Annotated in this window: 21 protein-coding genes and 1 tRNA gene; 13 read left to right on the top strand and 9 right to left on the bottom strand. The window is 59.6% G+C overall.

From position 1 onward, the window contains the following. Positions 1–19: 19 nt before the first annotated feature. On the bottom strand, positions 20–1,453 hold the full coding sequence (locus H3H45_RS18365; protein ID WP_182835150.1) for a M48 family metalloprotease: 1,434 nt from the start codon (positions 1,451–1,453) through the stop codon (positions 20–22). Positions 1,454–1,560: 107 nt separating this feature from the next. Here H3H45_RS18365 and H3H45_RS18360 point away from each other — a divergent pair, with 107 nt between their 5' ends. After that, complete coding sequence (locus H3H45_RS18360) at positions 1,561–1,800, top strand: sulfurtransferase TusA family protein (protein ID WP_182835149.1); 240 nt, start codon at positions 1,561–1,563, stop codon at positions 1,798–1,800. 52 nt (positions 1,801–1,852) lie between these two features. On the opposite strand, the gene H3H45_RS18355 is transcribed toward H3H45_RS18360, so the two are convergent. Together H3H45_RS18355 and H3H45_RS18350 are read right to left on the bottom strand one after the other, a co-directional pair. Further along, positions 1,853–2,326, bottom strand: a complete 474-nt coding sequence (locus H3H45_RS18355; protein ID WP_182835148.1) for a peroxiredoxin — start codon at positions 2,324–2,326, stop codon at positions 1,853–1,855. A gap of 20 nt (positions 2,327–2,346) precedes the next feature. Beyond that, complete coding sequence (locus H3H45_RS18350; RefSeq protein WP_182835147.1) at positions 2,347–2,904, bottom strand: glycine cleavage system protein R; 558 nt, start codon at positions 2,902–2,904, stop codon at positions 2,347–2,349. Positions 2,905–3,118: 214 nt separating this feature from the next. Between H3H45_RS18350 and dapA the strand changes: the two genes are divergently transcribed. The 4 genes from dapA (at position 3,119) to H3H45_RS18330 (ending at position 6,355) form a co-directional block, all read left to right on the top strand. Further along, positions 3,119–3,997, top strand: coding sequence for a 4-hydroxy-tetrahydrodipicolinate synthase (gene dapA, locus H3H45_RS18345; protein ID WP_182835146.1), 879 nt, complete (start codon positions 3,119–3,121; stop codon positions 3,995–3,997). 17 nt (positions 3,998–4,014) lie between these two features. Beyond that, complete coding sequence (gene bamC, locus H3H45_RS18340; RefSeq protein WP_182835145.1) at positions 4,015–5,127, top strand: outer membrane protein assembly factor BamC; 1,113 nt, start codon at positions 4,015–4,017, stop codon at positions 5,125–5,127. 102 nt (positions 5,128–5,229) lie between these two features. After that, entirely contained in the window at positions 5,230–6,099 is an 870-nt protein-coding gene (locus H3H45_RS18335; protein ID WP_182835144.1) for a phosphoribosylaminoimidazolesuccinocarboxamide synthase, read from the top strand. Positions 6,100–6,265: 166 nt separating this feature from the next. Continuing rightward, positions 6,266–6,355: transfer RNA gene (locus H3H45_RS18330), tRNA-Ser, on the top strand. 13 nt (positions 6,356–6,368) lie between these two features. Here the strand turns inward: H3H45_RS18330 and H3H45_RS18325 are convergent. Then, positions 6,369–6,548 carry a hypothetical protein gene (locus H3H45_RS18325; protein ID WP_182835143.1) on the bottom strand — a complete coding sequence of 60 codons (180 nt, stop codon included), beginning with the start codon at positions 6,546–6,548 and terminating at the stop codon, positions 6,369–6,371. An 83-nt stretch (positions 6,549–6,631) separates the two neighbouring features. On the opposite strand from H3H45_RS18325, the gene H3H45_RS18320 reads away from it, so the two are divergent. Further along, positions 6,632–7,375, top strand: a complete 744-nt coding sequence (locus tag H3H45_RS18320; protein WP_328822424.1) for a substrate-binding periplasmic protein — start codon at positions 6,632–6,634, stop codon at positions 7,373–7,375. A gap of 29 nt (positions 7,376–7,404) precedes the next feature. On the opposite strand, the gene H3H45_RS18315 is transcribed toward H3H45_RS18320, so the two are convergent. Continuing rightward, positions 7,405–7,803: a hypothetical protein gene (locus H3H45_RS18315; protein ID WP_182835142.1), complete on the bottom strand. Its 399-nt coding sequence runs from the start codon at positions 7,801–7,803 to the stop codon at positions 7,405–7,407. A gap of 267 nt (positions 7,804–8,070) precedes the next feature. Here H3H45_RS18315 and H3H45_RS18310 point away from each other — a divergent pair, with 267 nt between their 5' ends. The 3 genes from H3H45_RS18310 (at position 8,071) to H3H45_RS18300 (ending at position 10,504) form a co-directional block, all read left to right on the top strand. Further along, on the top strand, positions 8,071–8,526 hold the full coding sequence (locus H3H45_RS18310) for a hypothetical protein (RefSeq protein ID WP_182835141.1): 456 nt from the start codon (positions 8,071–8,073) through the stop codon (positions 8,524–8,526). Positions 8,527–8,760: 234 nt separating this feature from the next. Then, positions 8,761–9,612 (top strand): CAP domain-containing protein, encoded by an 852-nt coding sequence (locus H3H45_RS18305; protein WP_182835140.1) that lies wholly within the window; start codon positions 8,761–8,763, stop codon positions 9,610–9,612. A 109-nt stretch (positions 9,613–9,721) separates the two neighbouring features. Next, a complete protein-coding gene (locus H3H45_RS18300) occupies positions 9,722–10,504 on the top strand; it encodes a hypothetical protein (protein ID WP_182835139.1) in 783 nt (260 codons plus the stop codon). Positions 10,505–10,510: 6 nt separating this feature from the next. On the opposite strand, the gene H3H45_RS18295 is transcribed toward H3H45_RS18300, so the two are convergent. Further along, the gene (locus H3H45_RS18295; protein ID WP_182835138.1) at positions 10,511–11,200 is read right to left on the bottom strand and encodes a GNAT family N-acetyltransferase; all 690 of its coding nucleotides are present in this window, start codon (positions 11,198–11,200) and stop codon (positions 10,511–10,513) included. Positions 11,201–11,488: 288 nt separating this feature from the next. On the opposite strand from H3H45_RS18295, the gene H3H45_RS18290 reads away from it, so the two are divergent. The 4 genes from H3H45_RS18290 to H3H45_RS18275 all read left to right on the top strand — a co-directional run bounded on the left by H3H45_RS18290 (position 11,489) and on the right by H3H45_RS18275 (position 13,060). After that, a complete protein-coding gene (locus H3H45_RS18290) occupies positions 11,489–11,635 on the top strand; it encodes a lmo0937 family membrane protein (RefSeq protein ID WP_182835137.1) in 147 nt (48 codons plus the stop codon). Positions 11,636–11,743: 108 nt separating this feature from the next. Next, a complete protein-coding gene (locus H3H45_RS18285) occupies positions 11,744–12,040 on the top strand; it encodes a hypothetical protein (protein WP_182835136.1) in 297 nt (98 codons plus the stop codon). A gap of 87 nt (positions 12,041–12,127) precedes the next feature. Next, positions 12,128–12,628 carry an MgtC/SapB family protein gene (locus H3H45_RS18280; RefSeq protein WP_182835135.1) on the top strand — a complete coding sequence of 167 codons (501 nt, stop codon included), beginning with the start codon at positions 12,128–12,130 and terminating at the stop codon, positions 12,626–12,628. Between the two features lie 240 nt (positions 12,629–12,868). Further along, positions 12,869–13,060: a CsbD family protein gene (locus tag H3H45_RS18275; protein WP_182835134.1), complete on the top strand. Its 192-nt coding sequence runs from the start codon at positions 12,869–12,871 to the stop codon at positions 13,058–13,060. A 261-nt stretch (positions 13,061–13,321) separates the two neighbouring features. Here H3H45_RS18275 and H3H45_RS18270 read toward each other — a convergent pair whose 3' ends face one another. The 3 genes from H3H45_RS18270 to H3H45_RS18260 all read right to left on the bottom strand — a co-directional run bounded on the left by H3H45_RS18270 (position 13,322) and on the right by H3H45_RS18260 (position 16,112). Continuing rightward, positions 13,322–13,483 carry a hypothetical protein gene (locus H3H45_RS18270; RefSeq protein WP_182835133.1) on the bottom strand — a complete coding sequence of 54 codons (162 nt, stop codon included), beginning with the start codon at positions 13,481–13,483 and terminating at the stop codon, positions 13,322–13,324. A gap of 347 nt (positions 13,484–13,830) precedes the next feature. After that, entirely contained in the window at positions 13,831–15,324 is a 1,494-nt protein-coding gene (locus H3H45_RS18265) for a helix-hairpin-helix domain-containing protein (RefSeq protein ID WP_182835132.1), read from the bottom strand. Continuing rightward, positions 15,321–16,112 (bottom strand): hypothetical protein, encoded by a 792-nt coding sequence (locus H3H45_RS18260; RefSeq protein WP_182835131.1) that lies wholly within the window; start codon positions 16,110–16,112, stop codon positions 15,321–15,323. The genes H3H45_RS18265 and H3H45_RS18260 overlap by 4 nt, the downstream gene beginning before the upstream one ends. Positions 16,113–16,264 lie beyond the last annotated feature (152 nt).

Here is a 16,264-nt window from a genome sequence, read left to right as displayed (position 1 = left end):
CTTTTTTCTGTGTGCTGGATCAGCGCAGCATCTTGTCGATCGCGCGCTTCTCCTCCATCAGTTCCTGCTGGCGTGCGTCGATGCGCGAAGCCAGAGGGAAGTTGCTGCTGGCGCGGCGCTTGGCCAGGTCCAGTTGCGACAGGGCCTGGTCGTAGTCGCCAACCAGAGCGAAGAACTCGGCGCGGGCCTGGTGCAGGCCGATGATATTGCCGGCCAGGCCGCGGGCCTCGGCCACCTGATACCAGACATCCGGGTCATGCGGGCGGTTCTTGAGCAGTTCGTTGAGTGCTACCTCGGCCTCCTTGCCCTGGCTCTGCTTGAACATCAGGTCGATACGCGCCTGATCCAGCGGATAGTTGTTCGGATACAAGTTGCGCAGCCGTTCTACCCGCTGGCGGGCGTCGCTCAGGCGGTTGCTGGTGATATCCAGATCGACCATGGCCAGGTTGTAGGCGATGTCTTCCGGTGCCTTGGCCAGCAGCTCCTGCAAGGCCGTGCGTGCTTCGTTGAGCTGGCCACCCTTGATCTTGGCGATTGCCAGGCCATAACGCGCAGCGTCCAGCCTGGGGTTTTCCTCGAGCATGGCGCGAAAGCGCTTGGCAGCGATCCCCGGCGTCTCCTCGAAGATCAGTTGCACGCGGGCGCGCATCAACTGGTAGCGCAGGCTGTCGTTGAGGCCGCCTGGCTGAAATTGTTCGGCGCGGTTGCGGGTGTCGGCGATGCGCGACTCGGATACCGGGTGGGTGAGGAGGAATTCCGGCGGCTTGCGGTCGTAGCGGTACTGGCGCAGCAGGCGCTCGAACATGCTCGGCATGGCGCGCGGGTCGTAGCCAGCCTTTTCCAAGTTGAGCAGGCCGATGCGGTCGGCTTCCTGTTCGTTCTGTCGGGAGAAGCGCCGCTGTTCCTGAATAGCAGCGGCCTGGGCGCCCATGATGGTAGCGATGCCGGCATCGCCGGCGCCGGCTGCTGCGGCGACGATACCGGCGAGCATGGCGGCCATCACCGGTACCTGCATGCGTTGCTGGGCTTCGATGCCGCGGGCGAAGTGGCGTTGCGACAAGTGCGCCAGTTCGTGGGCCATCACCGAGGCATATTCGCCTTCCGTCTGCGCATAGAGGAGCAGGCCTCCGTTGACCCCGATGATTCCGCCTGGCGCGGCAAAGGCGTTGAGCTGCGGACTGTTGAGCAGGACGAACTCCAGGCGCCGATCCTGCACCTGGCTGGTTTCCGCCAGGCGATAGACGCTGCTTTCCACATAGTCCTTGAGCTGCGGGTCGGACAGCTGGTCGACCTGGCCGCGCAGAATGCTCAGCCAGGCGCGGCCGAGCTGGTGTTCCTGTTCCGGCGAAACGATCGATGAACTGGCATCGCCCAGCGAAGGCAGGTCATCGGCAGTGACCGGATAGGCGAGCAGGCAGGCGAGGGCGAGCAGGTAAGGGCGCAGAAGCTTCATGCACAGGGCTCATGGCAAACAAAGGCCTTACTGTAGCTGCCAGGGTGGTCGGCTGGCCAGGGTTGTGCGGCCTTGGGTATGCTTGCCGCCCCTGTGGAGAGCCCTTGATGACCGATCCTGTTGTCTGTGATGCCGAGCTGGATGCCAGCGGCTTGAACTGTCCGTTGCCGCTGCTCAAGGCCAAGCTGGAGTTGAACCGCTTGCCCAGTGGTGCGGTACTCAAGGTGATCGCCACCGATGCCGGCTCGCAGCGCGATTTTCGTGCCTTTGCGCGCCTGGCTGGGCATGAACTGCTGCGCGAGGAAGAAGAGGGCGGTGTATTCCGTTACTGGTTGCGCAAGGTTTAGGGGGGGTGCAATAAAAAGGGCCACGATGCGGCCCTTTTTCATGTTCGGTGGTTTAACGCTTGCTCAGTGCCTGCGCGGCGGCCAGCACGGCCTCCACATGCCCCGGCACCTTTACCCCACGCCACTCCTGGCGCAGCACACCGTTCTGGTCGATGAGGAAGGTGCTGCGGTCGACGCCTAGGTATTCCTTGCCGTAGAGCTTTTTCAGCTTGATCACGTCGAACAGCTGGCAGAGCGCCTCGTCCTTGTCCGAGATCAGTTCGAAGGGGAACTCCTGCTTGCACTTGAAGTTCTCGTGGGACTTCATGCCGTCGCGCGATACGCCGAACACTAGGGTGTTGGCTGCCTGGAAGGCCGGGTAGTGGTCGCGAAAGCCCTGGCCTTCGGTGGTGCAGCCCGGGGTGCTGTCCTTCGGGTAGAAGTAGATCACCACTTGCTGGCCCTTGAGGGCGCTCAGGGAGACCTGCACACCGCTGGTGGCTTCGGCGCTGAAGTCGGCGACCGGCTGGTCGAGGGTAACGGCCATGTGCTGCTCCTTCTGTCTCTTTACGGGTTCTGCGGGCGCCAGGGTTCGATCAGCGCATCGAGGTTGAGCGAGTCGGCGAAGTCGAGGAACTGGTCGCGCAGCCAGCTGATTTGCGTACCGGCTGGCAGGGTCACGGTCAGCGTGGCATTCAGCAGGGTCCCGCCGGTCTGCGGGGCCTGGTAGGTGTCGCAGGTGATGTTTTCCAGCTCGACGCGGTGGTCGCTGAAAAACTGACACAGCTCGTTGAGGATGTCCGGGCGGTACACGCAGCTGACGTAGGCCACATAAGGCAAGGCCTGGGGGCGATTCTCCAGGGCGCCGCTGCGGGTCATGTTGACGCTGAAGCTGTGCTTCTTGGCCAGTACCGGCAGAGCCGCTTCCAGGCGTGCCAGAGCATCCCAGCTGCCGCTGACCTGCAGGATCAGCGCGCTGTACTCGCCGTGGCGGGTCAGGCGGGTGCTGACGATGGCGCAGCGGTTCTCCTGGCTGGTCCGGCACAGCACGCTGGTCAGCTCCATGGGGTTGGCGCCGAGGGCGCTGATAACGAGGAATTGTTCGCGAACCTGGGGGGTGGACATGCAGCATTCCTAAAACGAAGAGTGATCGGCACATGACGTGGCGAACAAAGGAAGGAAGGGTAGCGAAAAGCACCGCTCAGGGGAATGCCGGTGCGGCGTACGGCGTGGCTGGCAGCACATTCTGTTTAACGGTCGGCAGGTGCAGTCCTTTGCTTGTACAACCCTGGTGGCGTCAGTACCATTACGGCTCTCTTTTTCCGGCAGGAGCGGTTGCATGATTTCGGGCAGTATGGTGGCACTGGTCACGCCCATGGACGCACAGGGTGGTCTGGATTGGGACAGCCTGAGCAAGCTGGTGGACTTCCACCTGCAAGAGGGCACCAACGCCATCGTTGCCGTCGGCACCACGGGTGAGTCCGCTACCCTGGATGTCCACGAGCATGTCGAGGTCATCCGCCGCGTGGTCGATCAGGTTAACGGGCGCATCCCGGTGATCGCCGGTACCGGCGCCAACAGCACCCGCGAAGCGGTCGAGCTGACCCAGAACGCCAAGAGCGTCGGCGCCGATGCCTGCCTGCTGGTCACCCCCTACTACAACAAGCCGACCCAGGAAGGCCTGTACCAGCACTTCCGCCATATCGCCGAAGCGGTGGCGATTCCGCAGATTCTCTACAACGTGCCGGGTCGTACCGTCTGCGACATGCTGCCGGAGACCGTCGAGCGCCTGTCCAAGATCAGTAACATCATCGGTATCAAGGAAGCCACTGGCGACCTGCAGCGCGGCCAGGAAATACTGGATCGAGTGAGCAAGGACTTCCTGGTCTATTCCGGTGACGACGCCACTGCCGTCGAATTGATGCTGATGGGCGGCAAGGGCAACATCTCGGTCACCGCCAACGTCGCTCCGCGCGCCATGGCCGAACTGTGCGCCGCCGCCATGGCTGGCGATGCCGCCACTGCCCGCGCCATCAACGAGCGCCTGATGCCGCTGCACAAAACTCTGTTCATTGAATCCAACCCGATTCCGGTGAAGTGGGCCCTGCATGAAATGGGCATGATGCCGGACGGCATCCGCCTGCCCCTGACCTGGCTCAGCCCGCGTTGTCACGAACCGCTGCGTCAGGCCCTGCGCCAGTCCGGCGTACTGGTTTAACCGAGGAAGCATTACGCATGAAGCGATTGGCCGGACTTTCCGCCCTTGCCGTGATTATCTCCAGCACCAGCGGTTGCGGGTGGCTGTGGGGTGACGAAGGCTATTTCCGTGACCGCAGCACCGATTACCTGGACTCGCGCCAGACCGCGCCGATGCAGATGCCGGCGAACGTCGATGCCAAACGCATAGACCCTCTGCTGCCGGTGCCGATGAACGTGGCCACCAGCACCGATACTCCGGAAAAATTCGAAGTGCCGCGTCCGCAGGCCATGCCGGTCGGCGAGACCAGCGAGTTCAGCCTGCAGAAGAGCGGTGACTCGCGCTGGCTGGTGGCTCAGCGCAGCCCGGCGGAAGTCTGGCCGGTAGCGCGCCAGTATTTCGAGAACAACGGTTTCCGTATTGCCGAAGAGCGCCCGCAGACCGGCGAGTTCAGCAGCGCCTGGCAGCCGGCTGCAGAGCTGGCACCGTCCATGGCGCGTCGCTTGGGCGACCTGATGACTGATAGTGACAATGAAGTGCGCGTGCGTGTGCGTATCGAGCCGGGCGTGGTGCGTAACACCAGCGAAGTGTTCATCGTCAGCGCCGAGCGCGACGAGGGCAGCTCTGCCGACGTAGCCTTCCCGGCACGTACTGGCAATGCTCCGCTGGAAGCCTCGCTGCTCGACGGCATGCTGGCTGACCTGAGCAGCACCGCCGAGCACGGCTCTGTGTCCCTGCTGGCCGCCCGCGACTACGATGCACCTAGCCGCGTCAGCCTGACCCAGGACGGCAACGGCAACCCGGTACTCAACCTCAGCACCGACTTCGATCGTGCCTGGTCCAGCGTCGGCCGTTCCCTGGAACTGGGCAACGTGCGCATCGACGACATCAACCGCAGCCTGGGCGTGTACTACGTCAACCTGGCCGAAGGTGCGAAGAAGCCGGAAGAAGAGAAAGGCTTCATCAGTGGCCTGTTCGGCAGCGAGCCAAGCCAGGAAGAAATCGACGCCCGTGCCGAGCGCTATCAGGTTCGCCTGACCCGCTCGGCCGATGGCGACGTGCAGGTTTCCGTGGAGAAGGACCTCAACACCGTAGCGCCGGAAGACGTGGCGCGCCGTGTGTTGCAGCTGATCCAGGAAAACCTCGGCTAAGTTGCAAGGTGCCGGCACCTCGGGTGCCGGCCGAGCAGTAACTCGATAGGCGAAACCCGGTGGGTTTCGCCTGTTTCGTTTGATCAAGGCGGAAATTCCGACATGACCACTCCCAGCACCCTGAGCCTGAAGAAAATCTATTCGGGTAAAGTCCGCGACCTCTACGAAATCGACGCCAAGCGCATGCTGATGGTCGCCACCGATCGCCTGTCGGCCTTCGACGTAATCCTCAACGAGCCGATCCCGGACAAGGGCAAGATCCTCACCGCCATCTCCAACTTCTGGTTCGACAAGCTCAAGGACGTGGTGCCCAACCACTTCACCGGCGACCGGGTTGAAGACGTGGTGCCGGCTGCCGAGTTGCCGCTGGTGGAAGGTCGTGCGGTAGTGGCCAAGCGTCTGCAGCCGGTCGCAGTGGAAGCCATCGTGCGTGGCTACATCGTCGGCTCCGGCTGGAAGGAATACCAGAAGAGCGGCACCGTCTGTGGCATCCGGCTGCCAGCCGGTTTGAAAGAAGCGGCCAAGCTGCCGCAACCGATCTTCACCCCCTCGACCAAGGCCGCCGTCGGCGACCATGACGAGAACATCAGCTTCGAGCAGTGCGAAGCGATCATCGGCGCCGAACTGGCGGCCAAGGTGCGCGACACCGCCATCGCCCTGTACAGCGCAGCGGTCGAATACGCGGCCACCCGCGGCATCATCATCGCCGACACCAAGTTCGAGTTCGGCCTGGACGAAAACGGCACCCTGACCCTGATGGACGAGGCGCTGACCCCCGACTCCAGCCGCTTCTGGCCGGCCGACAGCTACGCCGAAGGCAGCAATCCGCCGAGCTTCGACAAGCAGTTCGTGCGCGACTGGCTGGAATCTACCGGCTGGAACAAGGAGCCGCCAGCTCCCGCCGTACCGGCCGACGTGGCGCAGAAGACTGCGGACAAATACCGCGAAGCGCTGACCCGTCTGACCAACTGATCGGCGCTTCGGCCCGCGCTAGCAAAGAGGAGCCTCGGCTCCTCTTTTTTATGCTCGAAAACAGTCTCCCTTCCTCGGCGATTTCGCAAGCACCTGAATCCATGCGAAAAAAACGCCGAACGGGGTTCGCCAAAACGCCTTGAGCTGATATCATGCGCGCCGCCGTGGGAAGATGCCGGAGTGGCCGAACGGGACGGATTCGAAATCCGTTGTGTACGCAAGTGCACCTAGGGTTCGAATCCCTATCTTCCCGCCATACTCGATACTGACTAAGCCCCTGAATTCATTAATGAATCAGGGGCTTTTTCGTTTTTGGGGAAAGGGTTTTGGGCATTTTTAGGGCAAACCAGCGACGCCTCATACCGCTCTAGTTGTAAGGTGGTGCCGGTTTTTGGCAGCAGCAGGAAGTCGTGGCCGCCGCCCGCGCGCTTCTCTAGACTCAAATCCATCGGATGAGTCCCTGTGAGCGCTGATCTTGAATAGAGTTGTCGTCGACGCTTCGAGCCCACTACGCCGTTTCTATACATGCACGGTGCTGCTTTTGTTCATCAGCCTTCCAGGCGCGGTGCAGGCCTGCCAGAAGAGCCTGCGCTGGGACGACGATCCGCCTTTCAGCATGCTGCAAGCGAATGGCGAGGTTGGCGGTATCGATATCGATCTCAACCGGGCGGCGCTGGCGCGGCTGGGTTGCACGGTGAAGCTGGTCAAGTTGCCCTGGGCACGAGCGCTCAAAGAGCTTGAGCTGGGGCGGTTGGATATCCTCCCCGGCGCCTTCCGCAAGCCCGAGCGCGAGGTGTATGCACACTTCTCCGGCGCGGTACTGAAACCCTCGCGCAATATCCTCTTCATGCACCAGGACGCACTGGCGCGCTGGCCCGTCAGCGACCTGCTCGACCTGCAGAACACCACGTTTCGCCTGGGCGCGCAGATCGATGTTTCCTACGGGCCGGTCTATCAGCAGCTGATGGCCGAGGCCGACTTCGCCTCGCGCGTGTCGTTCAGCACCAGTCGCGCCAACCTGTGGCAGATGGTCAAGAAGAGGCGCATCGACGGCGTGATTGCCGATGAAAGTACGGGTCTCTACGAGACCCAGCAGCTGGGCCTCGACGACAGCATCAGGCCGACGGCCGTGGTGGTTTCCGCCGATGCTGCGGAAGTGGCTTTCAGCAAAAAGAGCAATTCGGCGGAGTTCGTGCAGAGCTATGCGCGTGTGTTACGGCAACTGGTCGAGGATGGCAGCCACGAGCGTATCGTGCAGAGCTATCTGCACGACTGAGCGATGGCTGCCACCATAGCGGAGCAGGCCTAAATCGCGGCGGCTTCGCGGCGAGCGCGCGGTAGGCAGATGGCGTAGAGGATCACGGCCAGGCCATCGATCAGGATCGGCGTGAGGGTTTTCGGCAGGTATTGGCCGCCCAGCAGGATCAACAGACCGACAAACACCAGCTTGCTCAGACCGGCGAGGGTCAGCACCAGTGGGCGCACGGCCGGGTTGAAGGCGCCGTAGATCAGCGCCGCGCCGAGCAGGGTGATCAGCATGCCCCAACTGCGCACCACGATGTGCATCAGCGGGCTGTCCGGCAGCGCTTCACCAAACATCGACAGCAGCGCGGCCTGCGGCGCGACAAGGGCGTATGCCATGGTGCAGGTGAGGGCGCCGGTGATCAGCATGATGAGTTTCAGCTGGGCGGTAATCAGGTGCATGGCAAGCTTCCTTGGCGGGTTGGATTACCGGATACGCATGGGGCATGCCATGCCTGTCCGTGACGTCGATACCTTAGTCGCTTGACGAGATAACTGCCCAAGGTTTTGCCGCACCCTGGCTCGTCGTCGGCAAAGGTTTGCCTACGCTGGCAAGCGATGGCCTGCGCAACCCCAATCGATAGTGTGCCAGGCCAGACGTGGCGGGGCTTGCGTGATCTGGCTCGGATCCTGCTAAACACGTCCTGTGAACAGACGCAGGGCGCGGCCATGAACACCATCTCCAGTCATTCGCCAGTGGCGAACTATGTCAGCAACATCGGCAAGAGCAATGCCGCCAGCACCGGCACGCCGCAGGAACAACCGGCAACAAGCAGCAGCGATCCGGTTACCGAACTGCGGCGCTACGCCGCCGACCTGGTGGCACACAGCCGCGGCGGTCTGCTGCGGGCCATGCAGAGCAACGCCAGTGGCCTGGTGGCCAGTGAGCGTGCCGCGCTCAACAGCGAGGCCAGCGGCGCGCGGGAAAAGATCGAGCTGCCCGATGTCGCCGAGCTGGAGCGCGAAGACGCCGACAAGCTGTTGGCTCAGGTGCAGAAGCTGGTCGATCGAGGCTTCGGCGAAAGCGACACCTTCGTCGGCTACAACGGCACCGAGCAGACCAGCTCGCTGAAGACCTACCGCGACTGGCTGCAGGCCAAAGGCGGCCTCAGCGTTTACGCCTGAGCACTGGTTTACGGTCTTTCTCAGCTGTGACCCATGAGCAATCGGGCCATACAGGTTCCGCTCTGCGCGTCGCTTGCCTAGGGCCCGCCGTACGCACGGGCTTCGTGGTGCACGCACAGTGCCCCCGCAGATTCTTGTCGCTCCGATACGCCCGCGCACGATCTGCTCCCGCATGGGGTTCGCAAACGCGCGTAATCGCGCATCATGTGCACAGTCATGTCGAGGGAGTTGTTCATGCGCGTCACGTCATTCATTCCGCGTCTCGTCGCCCTGTCGCTGGGCCTGCTGATAGCCGCCACGGCGGGAGCGGCCGAAGAGGCGCAATTGATCGAGTCGATCAACGCCTACCGCAGCCAGGTGCAGCGCTGCGCTGGCCAGGCTTCGGCCGAGCTGCCGCCGCTGGCCGCCGATCCGCGTCTGGTGCTGCCGGCCACCGGTAGCGCCGACCTGCAGGGCGCACTGGCTCGCGCCAGCTACCCGATGGTCAATGTCCAGGCGATCAGCCTGTCCGGCCCGCGCGATGCGCAAGCGGCGATGCAGGCCCTGCGCGAGAGCTTCTGCCAGGTGGTACTCGATCCGCAGTTTGTCGATATCGGCGTGAGCCGCCTGGACCGCGACTGGCGCATCGTCCTGGCGCGACCGCTGCTGGGCGGGCGCCTGGGCGACTGGCAGGCGGAAGGGCAGAAGCTGCTGGAACAGATCAACGCCGCCCGCGCCCAGGCGCGCCAGTGTGGCGGACAACCCTTCGCCGCTGCCGCGCCGCTGGCCTGGAACGCCACGCTGGCGAGTACGGCCGAGAGCCATAGCCGGGCGATGGCCAACGGCAACTTCTTCGACCATCGAGACCGTGACGGCCGCACCCCTGGCGACCGCGCCGAACTGGCTGGTTACAGCGGCCAGCAGATCGGCGAGAACATCGCTGCCGGGCTGGACGGCGCACGCAAGGTGGTCGACGGCTGGCTGGCCAGTCCCGGCCACTGCGCCAACCTGATGGCCGCACAGTTCAGCGAGTTGGGCGCGGCCTATGCGGTCGATCCGAAGAGTGATGCGGGGATCTACTGGACGGCACTGTTTGGCGCGCCTTGAGGGCCGGCGGACGATCTTTCCTGCGGGTCTATTGGCCGACCGGGGCGCCATGGGTATCGTCTGCGCTGTGTGAGCGAATTCACCCTCAGGAACCGGCAAGGGATTGGTGATGGCCAAACGGGACGACTGGCAAGGCAACGACTGGGACGATGCTCCGGACTATATCCGCGAGCGCATGCAGGGCCTGGCACGGCGGCGTGGCAGCAACCTAATCGCTCTTTTCAACGGGCTCGCCGTACTCACTGTGCTGAGCGGGGCGCTGTACCTGCTGTACGCCCGTGGCCCTCTGCGTGACTGGCTCGCACCGCCGTCTTCGTTGGTCGAGACAGTTTCGCCGCCAGCGGTAGCCCCCGATGCTTACCCCATTCCCCAGCATCTGGAACCGATCCAGCCCAGCAGCACCGCGCTGCAGTCCAGTGAGCCTAGCTCCTTGGCTGATTGCATAGGCGCCGACAAGGTCATCGACGAGAACGTGGTGCGTTGTCGCTACGGCAAACTGCCTCGTTCAGCACCGCCGGAGCAGGCCCAGGGCATGGTCAATGCGCAATACCTGGCGCGCTATCGCGAAGAAAAGACAGAGGCTAGCAATCCTCGCCGTGGCTCAAGTGCTCAGGTGGAAAACGACGTGCAGCGGATCGCCAAGTGGAGTGGTGGGGATACCTATCAAGCCGCATGGCAGGTGCTGGATAACCGCATCGACTACACCAGTGTCTGTGCCAATCACCGGCGTGGCTCCATCGACTACCGCGAGTGCCGCAAGGGTGCCAAGCAGTTCTTCAAGGAGCAGTGCCGCGACTGGGGTAAGCGCTGGGACGCGGATCGGGAGCCCAAGAGCAAGCGCATGGAAGATCGCTATTGCAGTGCCAGCAATGGCTTCAGCCCGATGGGCTAGCTCTCTTTAGTGCAGCCAAACGCGGCGCTCGTCCACCAGCGCCTGCGCTTGGCGGGCCATCTGGTCGAGCAGGCGGTCGCGCTTTTTCTCCGCGTCGCTCATGGCTTTCTTGCCGTGCTGCTGCACCAGGTAGGCGTGGATCTGCCTTACTTCCTTGGACTGGAAGATCGGCGCCAGGTCCTGCACGGCGATCATGCCGTCCGAGCTGTAATTCCGTGTATTCATCAGCACCTGTGGCCCGCGCGCCGCCAATACCTGAAAACCCATGGCCTCGAAGATCGGCACCTTGCTTGCCACGCAGGCCAGTTCGGTATGCGGGTGGCGGGTGATCATCTGCTGCAACATGGCGCGGGCCATACCGTGGCGGCGGTGGCTGGCCTGGACGGCCATATAAGCCAGGGTGCAGGCTTCGGGGGCATCCTTGGCCGGCAGGTACAGGGCGAAGCCGAGCACCTGGGACGGGTCTTGATCATCCAGGGCCAGGATCAACCGCGCGCTGGTCTGAAGGGCTGCGTCCATGCCCTGCAGATACAGGTGCACCTCGTAGCCGATCACGTACTGGTACAGCTGGTAGAGCGGATTGCTCGGTGTCAGCGAGACCGGGCTGATGTCGCTGAAGTAGTCCACCACCATCTGCAACACCTGGCTTTTCAGGGATTCGGGCGGCGGGATATCCAGCTGTACAAGGGTGAACATCGGCAATCTGGCTCCGGGTATCGGTAATCGCGGCATTGTAACGCCCACGCGGCTGATCGTTTGCGAATGCTGCCAGTGACGTTCCGCGTCATGCATCCCAGCGCTCGAACTCAATCAGTCTCGCGTAGCCGCATAGGGTGGAAAACCGCGAAGCTTTTCCATCGTTCGGGCTACTTGCTGCGCGGCAGCAGGCAGCGAGTGTTCGCTAGCGAACAGACCGGGGGCGGTTGCTGCGCACAATCTGTGCTGTAGGCAGATACGAGCCGCACACTGATTGGAGATACCGACATGCTCATGACGATCGCGATTATCTTGTTGGTTCTGTGGGCGCTGGGACTGGTTTCGTCTTACACCTTGGGTGGTCTTATCCACATCCTCCTGGTCGTGGCGATCGTGGTGTTTCTGGTCCAGTTCCTTCAAGGGCGCCGAGGGTGATGCCGACAGCATCTTGAACTGCCGGCTGGCCTTGTGTGGGCCGCGGCGACTATCCCCATGGCCCAAGCGCCTGTCCTGTACCGCACCCACTGCGCAGGAGATTCATCGATGGCTACTCAAGTTACTCACTACATGACCGACGGGCATCTGGCCTGCGGCCGTCACGGCGACACACTGGCCAGCACCACGGCAGTGGCGCAGGTGAAGTGTCGCAACTGCCGCGGCAGTGACGTCTTCCAGGAGGCTCGCCGAGTCGAACGCAACGCGGCGCGCCGAGCGGCGCGGCACGTTGCCAAGGCCCTCCACGAAGCCTGCAAATGGCGCACAGCCTGGCTGCAAAAGCTTACCGACATGCCGGGGCTGCAGCGTCTGCCCAGAGGCTTCAAAGGGCAATCCTACGTCTAGCACGGCTGATCGCTCGCGCGTTCCCGCCTGAAAGCCGCGCCGCTGTTGCTAGGCCAGGGATTAAGGGACACCAGTCAGGAGAGGCAAATGGACTTCGCCGAGCGCGTGCTGACCACTCTGCTGGACGAGTTTTCCGACCTCGGCCAAGTGGAACACCTGACCCGTGCCACCCTGCGGCTGCTGCTGGCCGTACTGCTGGGCGGGGTGCTTGGCTATGAGCGCGAGGTAAAGGGCAAGGCCGCAGGCGTGCGTACGCACATGCTGGTGTGCCTGGGAGCAAGTGTCTTCGTCATGCTCTTGGAGCTGGAAGGCGCGGGTCACGATGCCCTGAGTCGAGTGATTCAGGGCGTGGCCGCCGGTATCGGTTTTCTTTGCGCAGGCACCATCCTCAAAGGCCAGGACATCTCCAATGTGCAAGGCCTGACCACTGCCGCCGGGCTATGGGCCACTGCGGCCATCGGCGTGGCGGTGGGGCTGGGGCATGAAGCGACTGCGGTGCTCGGCACCCTGATGGCGCTGCTGATCCTGCATGTCGTGCCGCTGTTGCTGGACCCCAAGCCCGACGGCAATGAGTACAAGAAGGCCTAGCGTGGCCCTGGAGGGCACAGCGGCAGGTCGGGGCGCTTTGTGTTGGTCTCGGGTGACGGCTCATCTTTGAGCGTCGCGTGCCAGCAGTGCTGCTGGACAGGCTTCGCGTTGGCCGCCGCGGATATCCGGGCTACCTGCGTGTTTGGCTTTGCCTCCCCAACCATTCATTCGTCAGAAAAACGAAACCATTGAGACTGAGCAGACTCCACCCCCCGCAATCCATTGAAAATGAGGTGCCACATGAGCAGCACGAAAGACAAAGTCAAAGGCCACACCAACGAAGCCATCGGTAAAGTCAAAGAGGCTGTCGGTAAGGTCACCGATAATCCACGTCTTGAAGGTAAAGGCGATGCTCAGCAAATAAAGGGCAAAGCCCAACAACTCAAGGGTGACGCCAAGGAGGCGATCAAAAAAACCGTCGACAAGCTCTGATAGCGTCCCGGTAACGCCAAACCCGGCTCTTCTTGCAAGGAGCCGGGTTTTTTATGCGTAGGCGAAAGCTGGTCGACTGCCCGGCATTACCGAGCCAGCGGGCATTCCCTGGCGGGCAGCCAGGTGGGGTGGAAGGCTGCGAAGTTTTTTCCACCGGGGATATCCGGGCTACCGGCTGAAATGAAAAAAAGCCCCTGACCGCTATGCGGTCAGGGGCTTTCGAATTCGAGCGGTGCAGCTGCTCGCGTGCTGTGCTTTGGGCTATGCCGCGGCTGAGTAGCCGATCAGCATGCCATGCTGAGCCCGCAGCAGGCGTCCATTGACGCGAATGGTGAACGGATAGCGTCCGACTACCTCGGCTCCGTTCTTGAGTAGATCGTCAATGTGGGCACGTAACGCGACAAATTTCCGTTGTTCCTTCATCGGAAAGCTCCTTGGTGAGTTGCACCGCAAGCCTAGCAAGGAATGTGACGGCGTCGACACCTTGGTCAGTGGTTTAGTGTGATTTGCATCACATTAGATAATGGCTATTTGCCTGTAACTGCGTTTGTAGCCATGCCAACAGTGGAGCTGTGCTGCTTTTTGATCCCCGATAGCTCCCACGCTCCTGCGTGGGAGCAAGCCTGCGACGCTCTGCGTCGCGCTGTGGCTTCCGCCGCGTGGTTGCTGGCAGGTGGACGCTGGAGCGTCGAGGGCTGCATTCCCACGCGGAGCGTGGGAACGATCAATTATCTGAACGTTCCCAGGCTGGGGCGTGGGGACGTTCAGATTTACATCCAAATTGCTTGGGCGACAGTGCTTTTTATTCTTTTCAAGGTTTGTTCGCCAATGTCATCAAGCTTCAGTAAGTCGACATCATTTGCGTCAGCTAGGTCTGAAACTGTTTTGTATCCTGCTTTAAGTAGAATATCAATTTTATGGTCTGTCAGGCCGTAAGGGTAAATGTTACTTTTCCGAAGTTTTTCTATGCTCTCTGAAAGGATTAACATTTCTCCGCTTTCGGATAACTCTGGTAGCTCTAATTTGTATAATTCGCTACCTTTGTGAAATTCGACTGGCTCTTCTTTGTCATTTTGCCAGGCGGAGAATAAATCGCCTGTTATTCTTGCGCCGTGCGTTTTTTCAAGCAGGGTGCAGAGGTTTAGAATATATCGTGTCCCCCGTCCTCTAGACTTCATGGCTCTCGAGATGTCTCGAATAGAAATGAACCCTGTGTATTCTAGGATTTCTAGGGGCTTTGCAAGTCTCTGAGCTATTTCTCTGAGTATAGTCGCGCTTCTTTTGTTGTTATTGCTGGCGGACTCACTAAATATTACGTTGGCAATATCTATCGCAGATTCTGCCATTGGTGCGTAGATTCCGAGTTTTGGAATGACCTCCTCGATGAGTGGCCAGTAATAGTTGGCTGAGAGATCAATAAGTGTTTTTGTTAGTGTGCCAAGTCCTATTTTACCTTCGCCTTTGGCGTCTGCTAGCTTGTTACAGGCAAAAATATAACCCCTCATATTTCCTAATACTGCTCTTCCGAGAAAGCCGGCTGTATTTATGAGGTCGAGGTCTTCCGTGAATAACGAATTGGGGTTTTCATTTGGAAAGCGCTTGATGAATATTTCTGCATAGCTCTTGTTGTATTCCTCGGAGTCATCGCTCTTTGATACGTCGATTACGGTTGCATCATTGTACACATCGAATCGATTGCCGAATCTTGTTACTCCCGGGTATATGGCCGCTTTGCAAGATATTACGCTGTTTGAAATTGTTCTAAAAATGTCGAAAAATTCATGGAGTGGGGTTTCGCGCCCGATGTGAGCGGCGTCGTCAAAGAGTATTACGATCCTCTTCCCTATTCCGCTCGATAAATTCGATAGCTCTTTCTGGATTGATGTCGTATTTGGCTGGGCGTTTAGTTCGAAGTCTAGCCCGGCTTTTTTTATTGTGGAGTTTGCTGCTTCTAATAAGAGCTGGCAAAGGAATTTCTCATATTTCTCTCCTTCACTCCTGATCAGGGCTAGATGGCGCAAACTTAAATATATGCCGAATGTTTGGCTTGAGTCTGCGTCAGGGTACATATTCCTGGACGCCTCAATCATTAAAGCGCTTTTTCCACTTCCTCGAGCGCCTTTAAGTAAAACTGGGCCATGTGCTATTAATTTCGAGATTATTTTTTGTTCTTGCTTTGAAAAGTAGTGAAGTCTCGAGAATTGATCGGGTGGGCAGTCCTCAGCTGCGAGTATTAAGGAGGAATTTTCAAGTTGGTTATTCATTGAAAAATTTCCATTTTCTGGATTTGTCTATATGCATCTGTGGCTAGGCCTATTTCTAAGCTGTTAGCTGTGTGTGGTACGCATGTGCTTACGAGTGCAAGATTTGATATTGATACAATACTTCTGCGTATCATGTCTTTTGTTGTTTCTATATCGAACGCGGCACTTACAGGTATAACAAGTTCGTGGTGTATGCCTTTAGATAATTCGGAATAAAGGGTTGATATTTGACTTCGGATTTCGTTGCAAAATCTTTCGGAGTCTTTTAGACGAATTTCTGCAATCCAATCGTCACCTGTGATGTTGTCAGTCGCATCGATAAGCTTTTGGAAGCTTGATGGCCAAATTAAACTTGAATAGTAATCACCTAGTAGCGCTCTTGTTGGATTTTGCAGTGACTTGTCTTCCCAGAGATTCCCGACCTTGTCTGCAAGAACATCGCCTTGCCATCGAATCGATGATTTGTTGATTTTTCCAAGTTCGTAATCTGGCTGTCTTTGTTTTTCTCGTATGACAAGAACTCTAAACGGATCCAGTCGGGCTATTAAGGCGGTGCAACCTAGTTCAAGTATGCTCCTACCTAGGAATGGACCATAAAGGGCTATCTGTGACTCGTTGAAGCCCTTGAGCCTCTCTATTTCTCCTGTCACATTGTCTATTGTGGTGGATAAATGTTTGAGTACTTCGTCAAGTTCGCTCTGGTCGTTAGGAAGTGGGCCGCAGAGTAGCAGTGCTAGCGAAGTTTGGGCTTGCGTTGGAATGGCTTCTTCCAGAATTTGATCATTCATTGTGGGCCGTTTTCTTATAAGCGAACGAATTGTCTTAAGAATACACATAGTTAATGCCCAGAAAAAAGCCCCGCACTAGGCGGGGCTTCTCGTTTTGCCGCTGCCCCAAATTTCCATTTCAGGTAAAGCGCTTAAATATTTGTCACTGGTCG

The organism is Aquipseudomonas guryensis (assembly GCF_014164785.1).
Classification (GTDB): Bacteria; Pseudomonadota; Gammaproteobacteria; order Pseudomonadales; family Pseudomonadaceae; genus Aquipseudomonas; species Aquipseudomonas guryensis.
The sequence above is the reverse complement of the archived record's forward strand: the minus strand, read 5'-3'. Positions and strand labels throughout refer to the sequence as shown.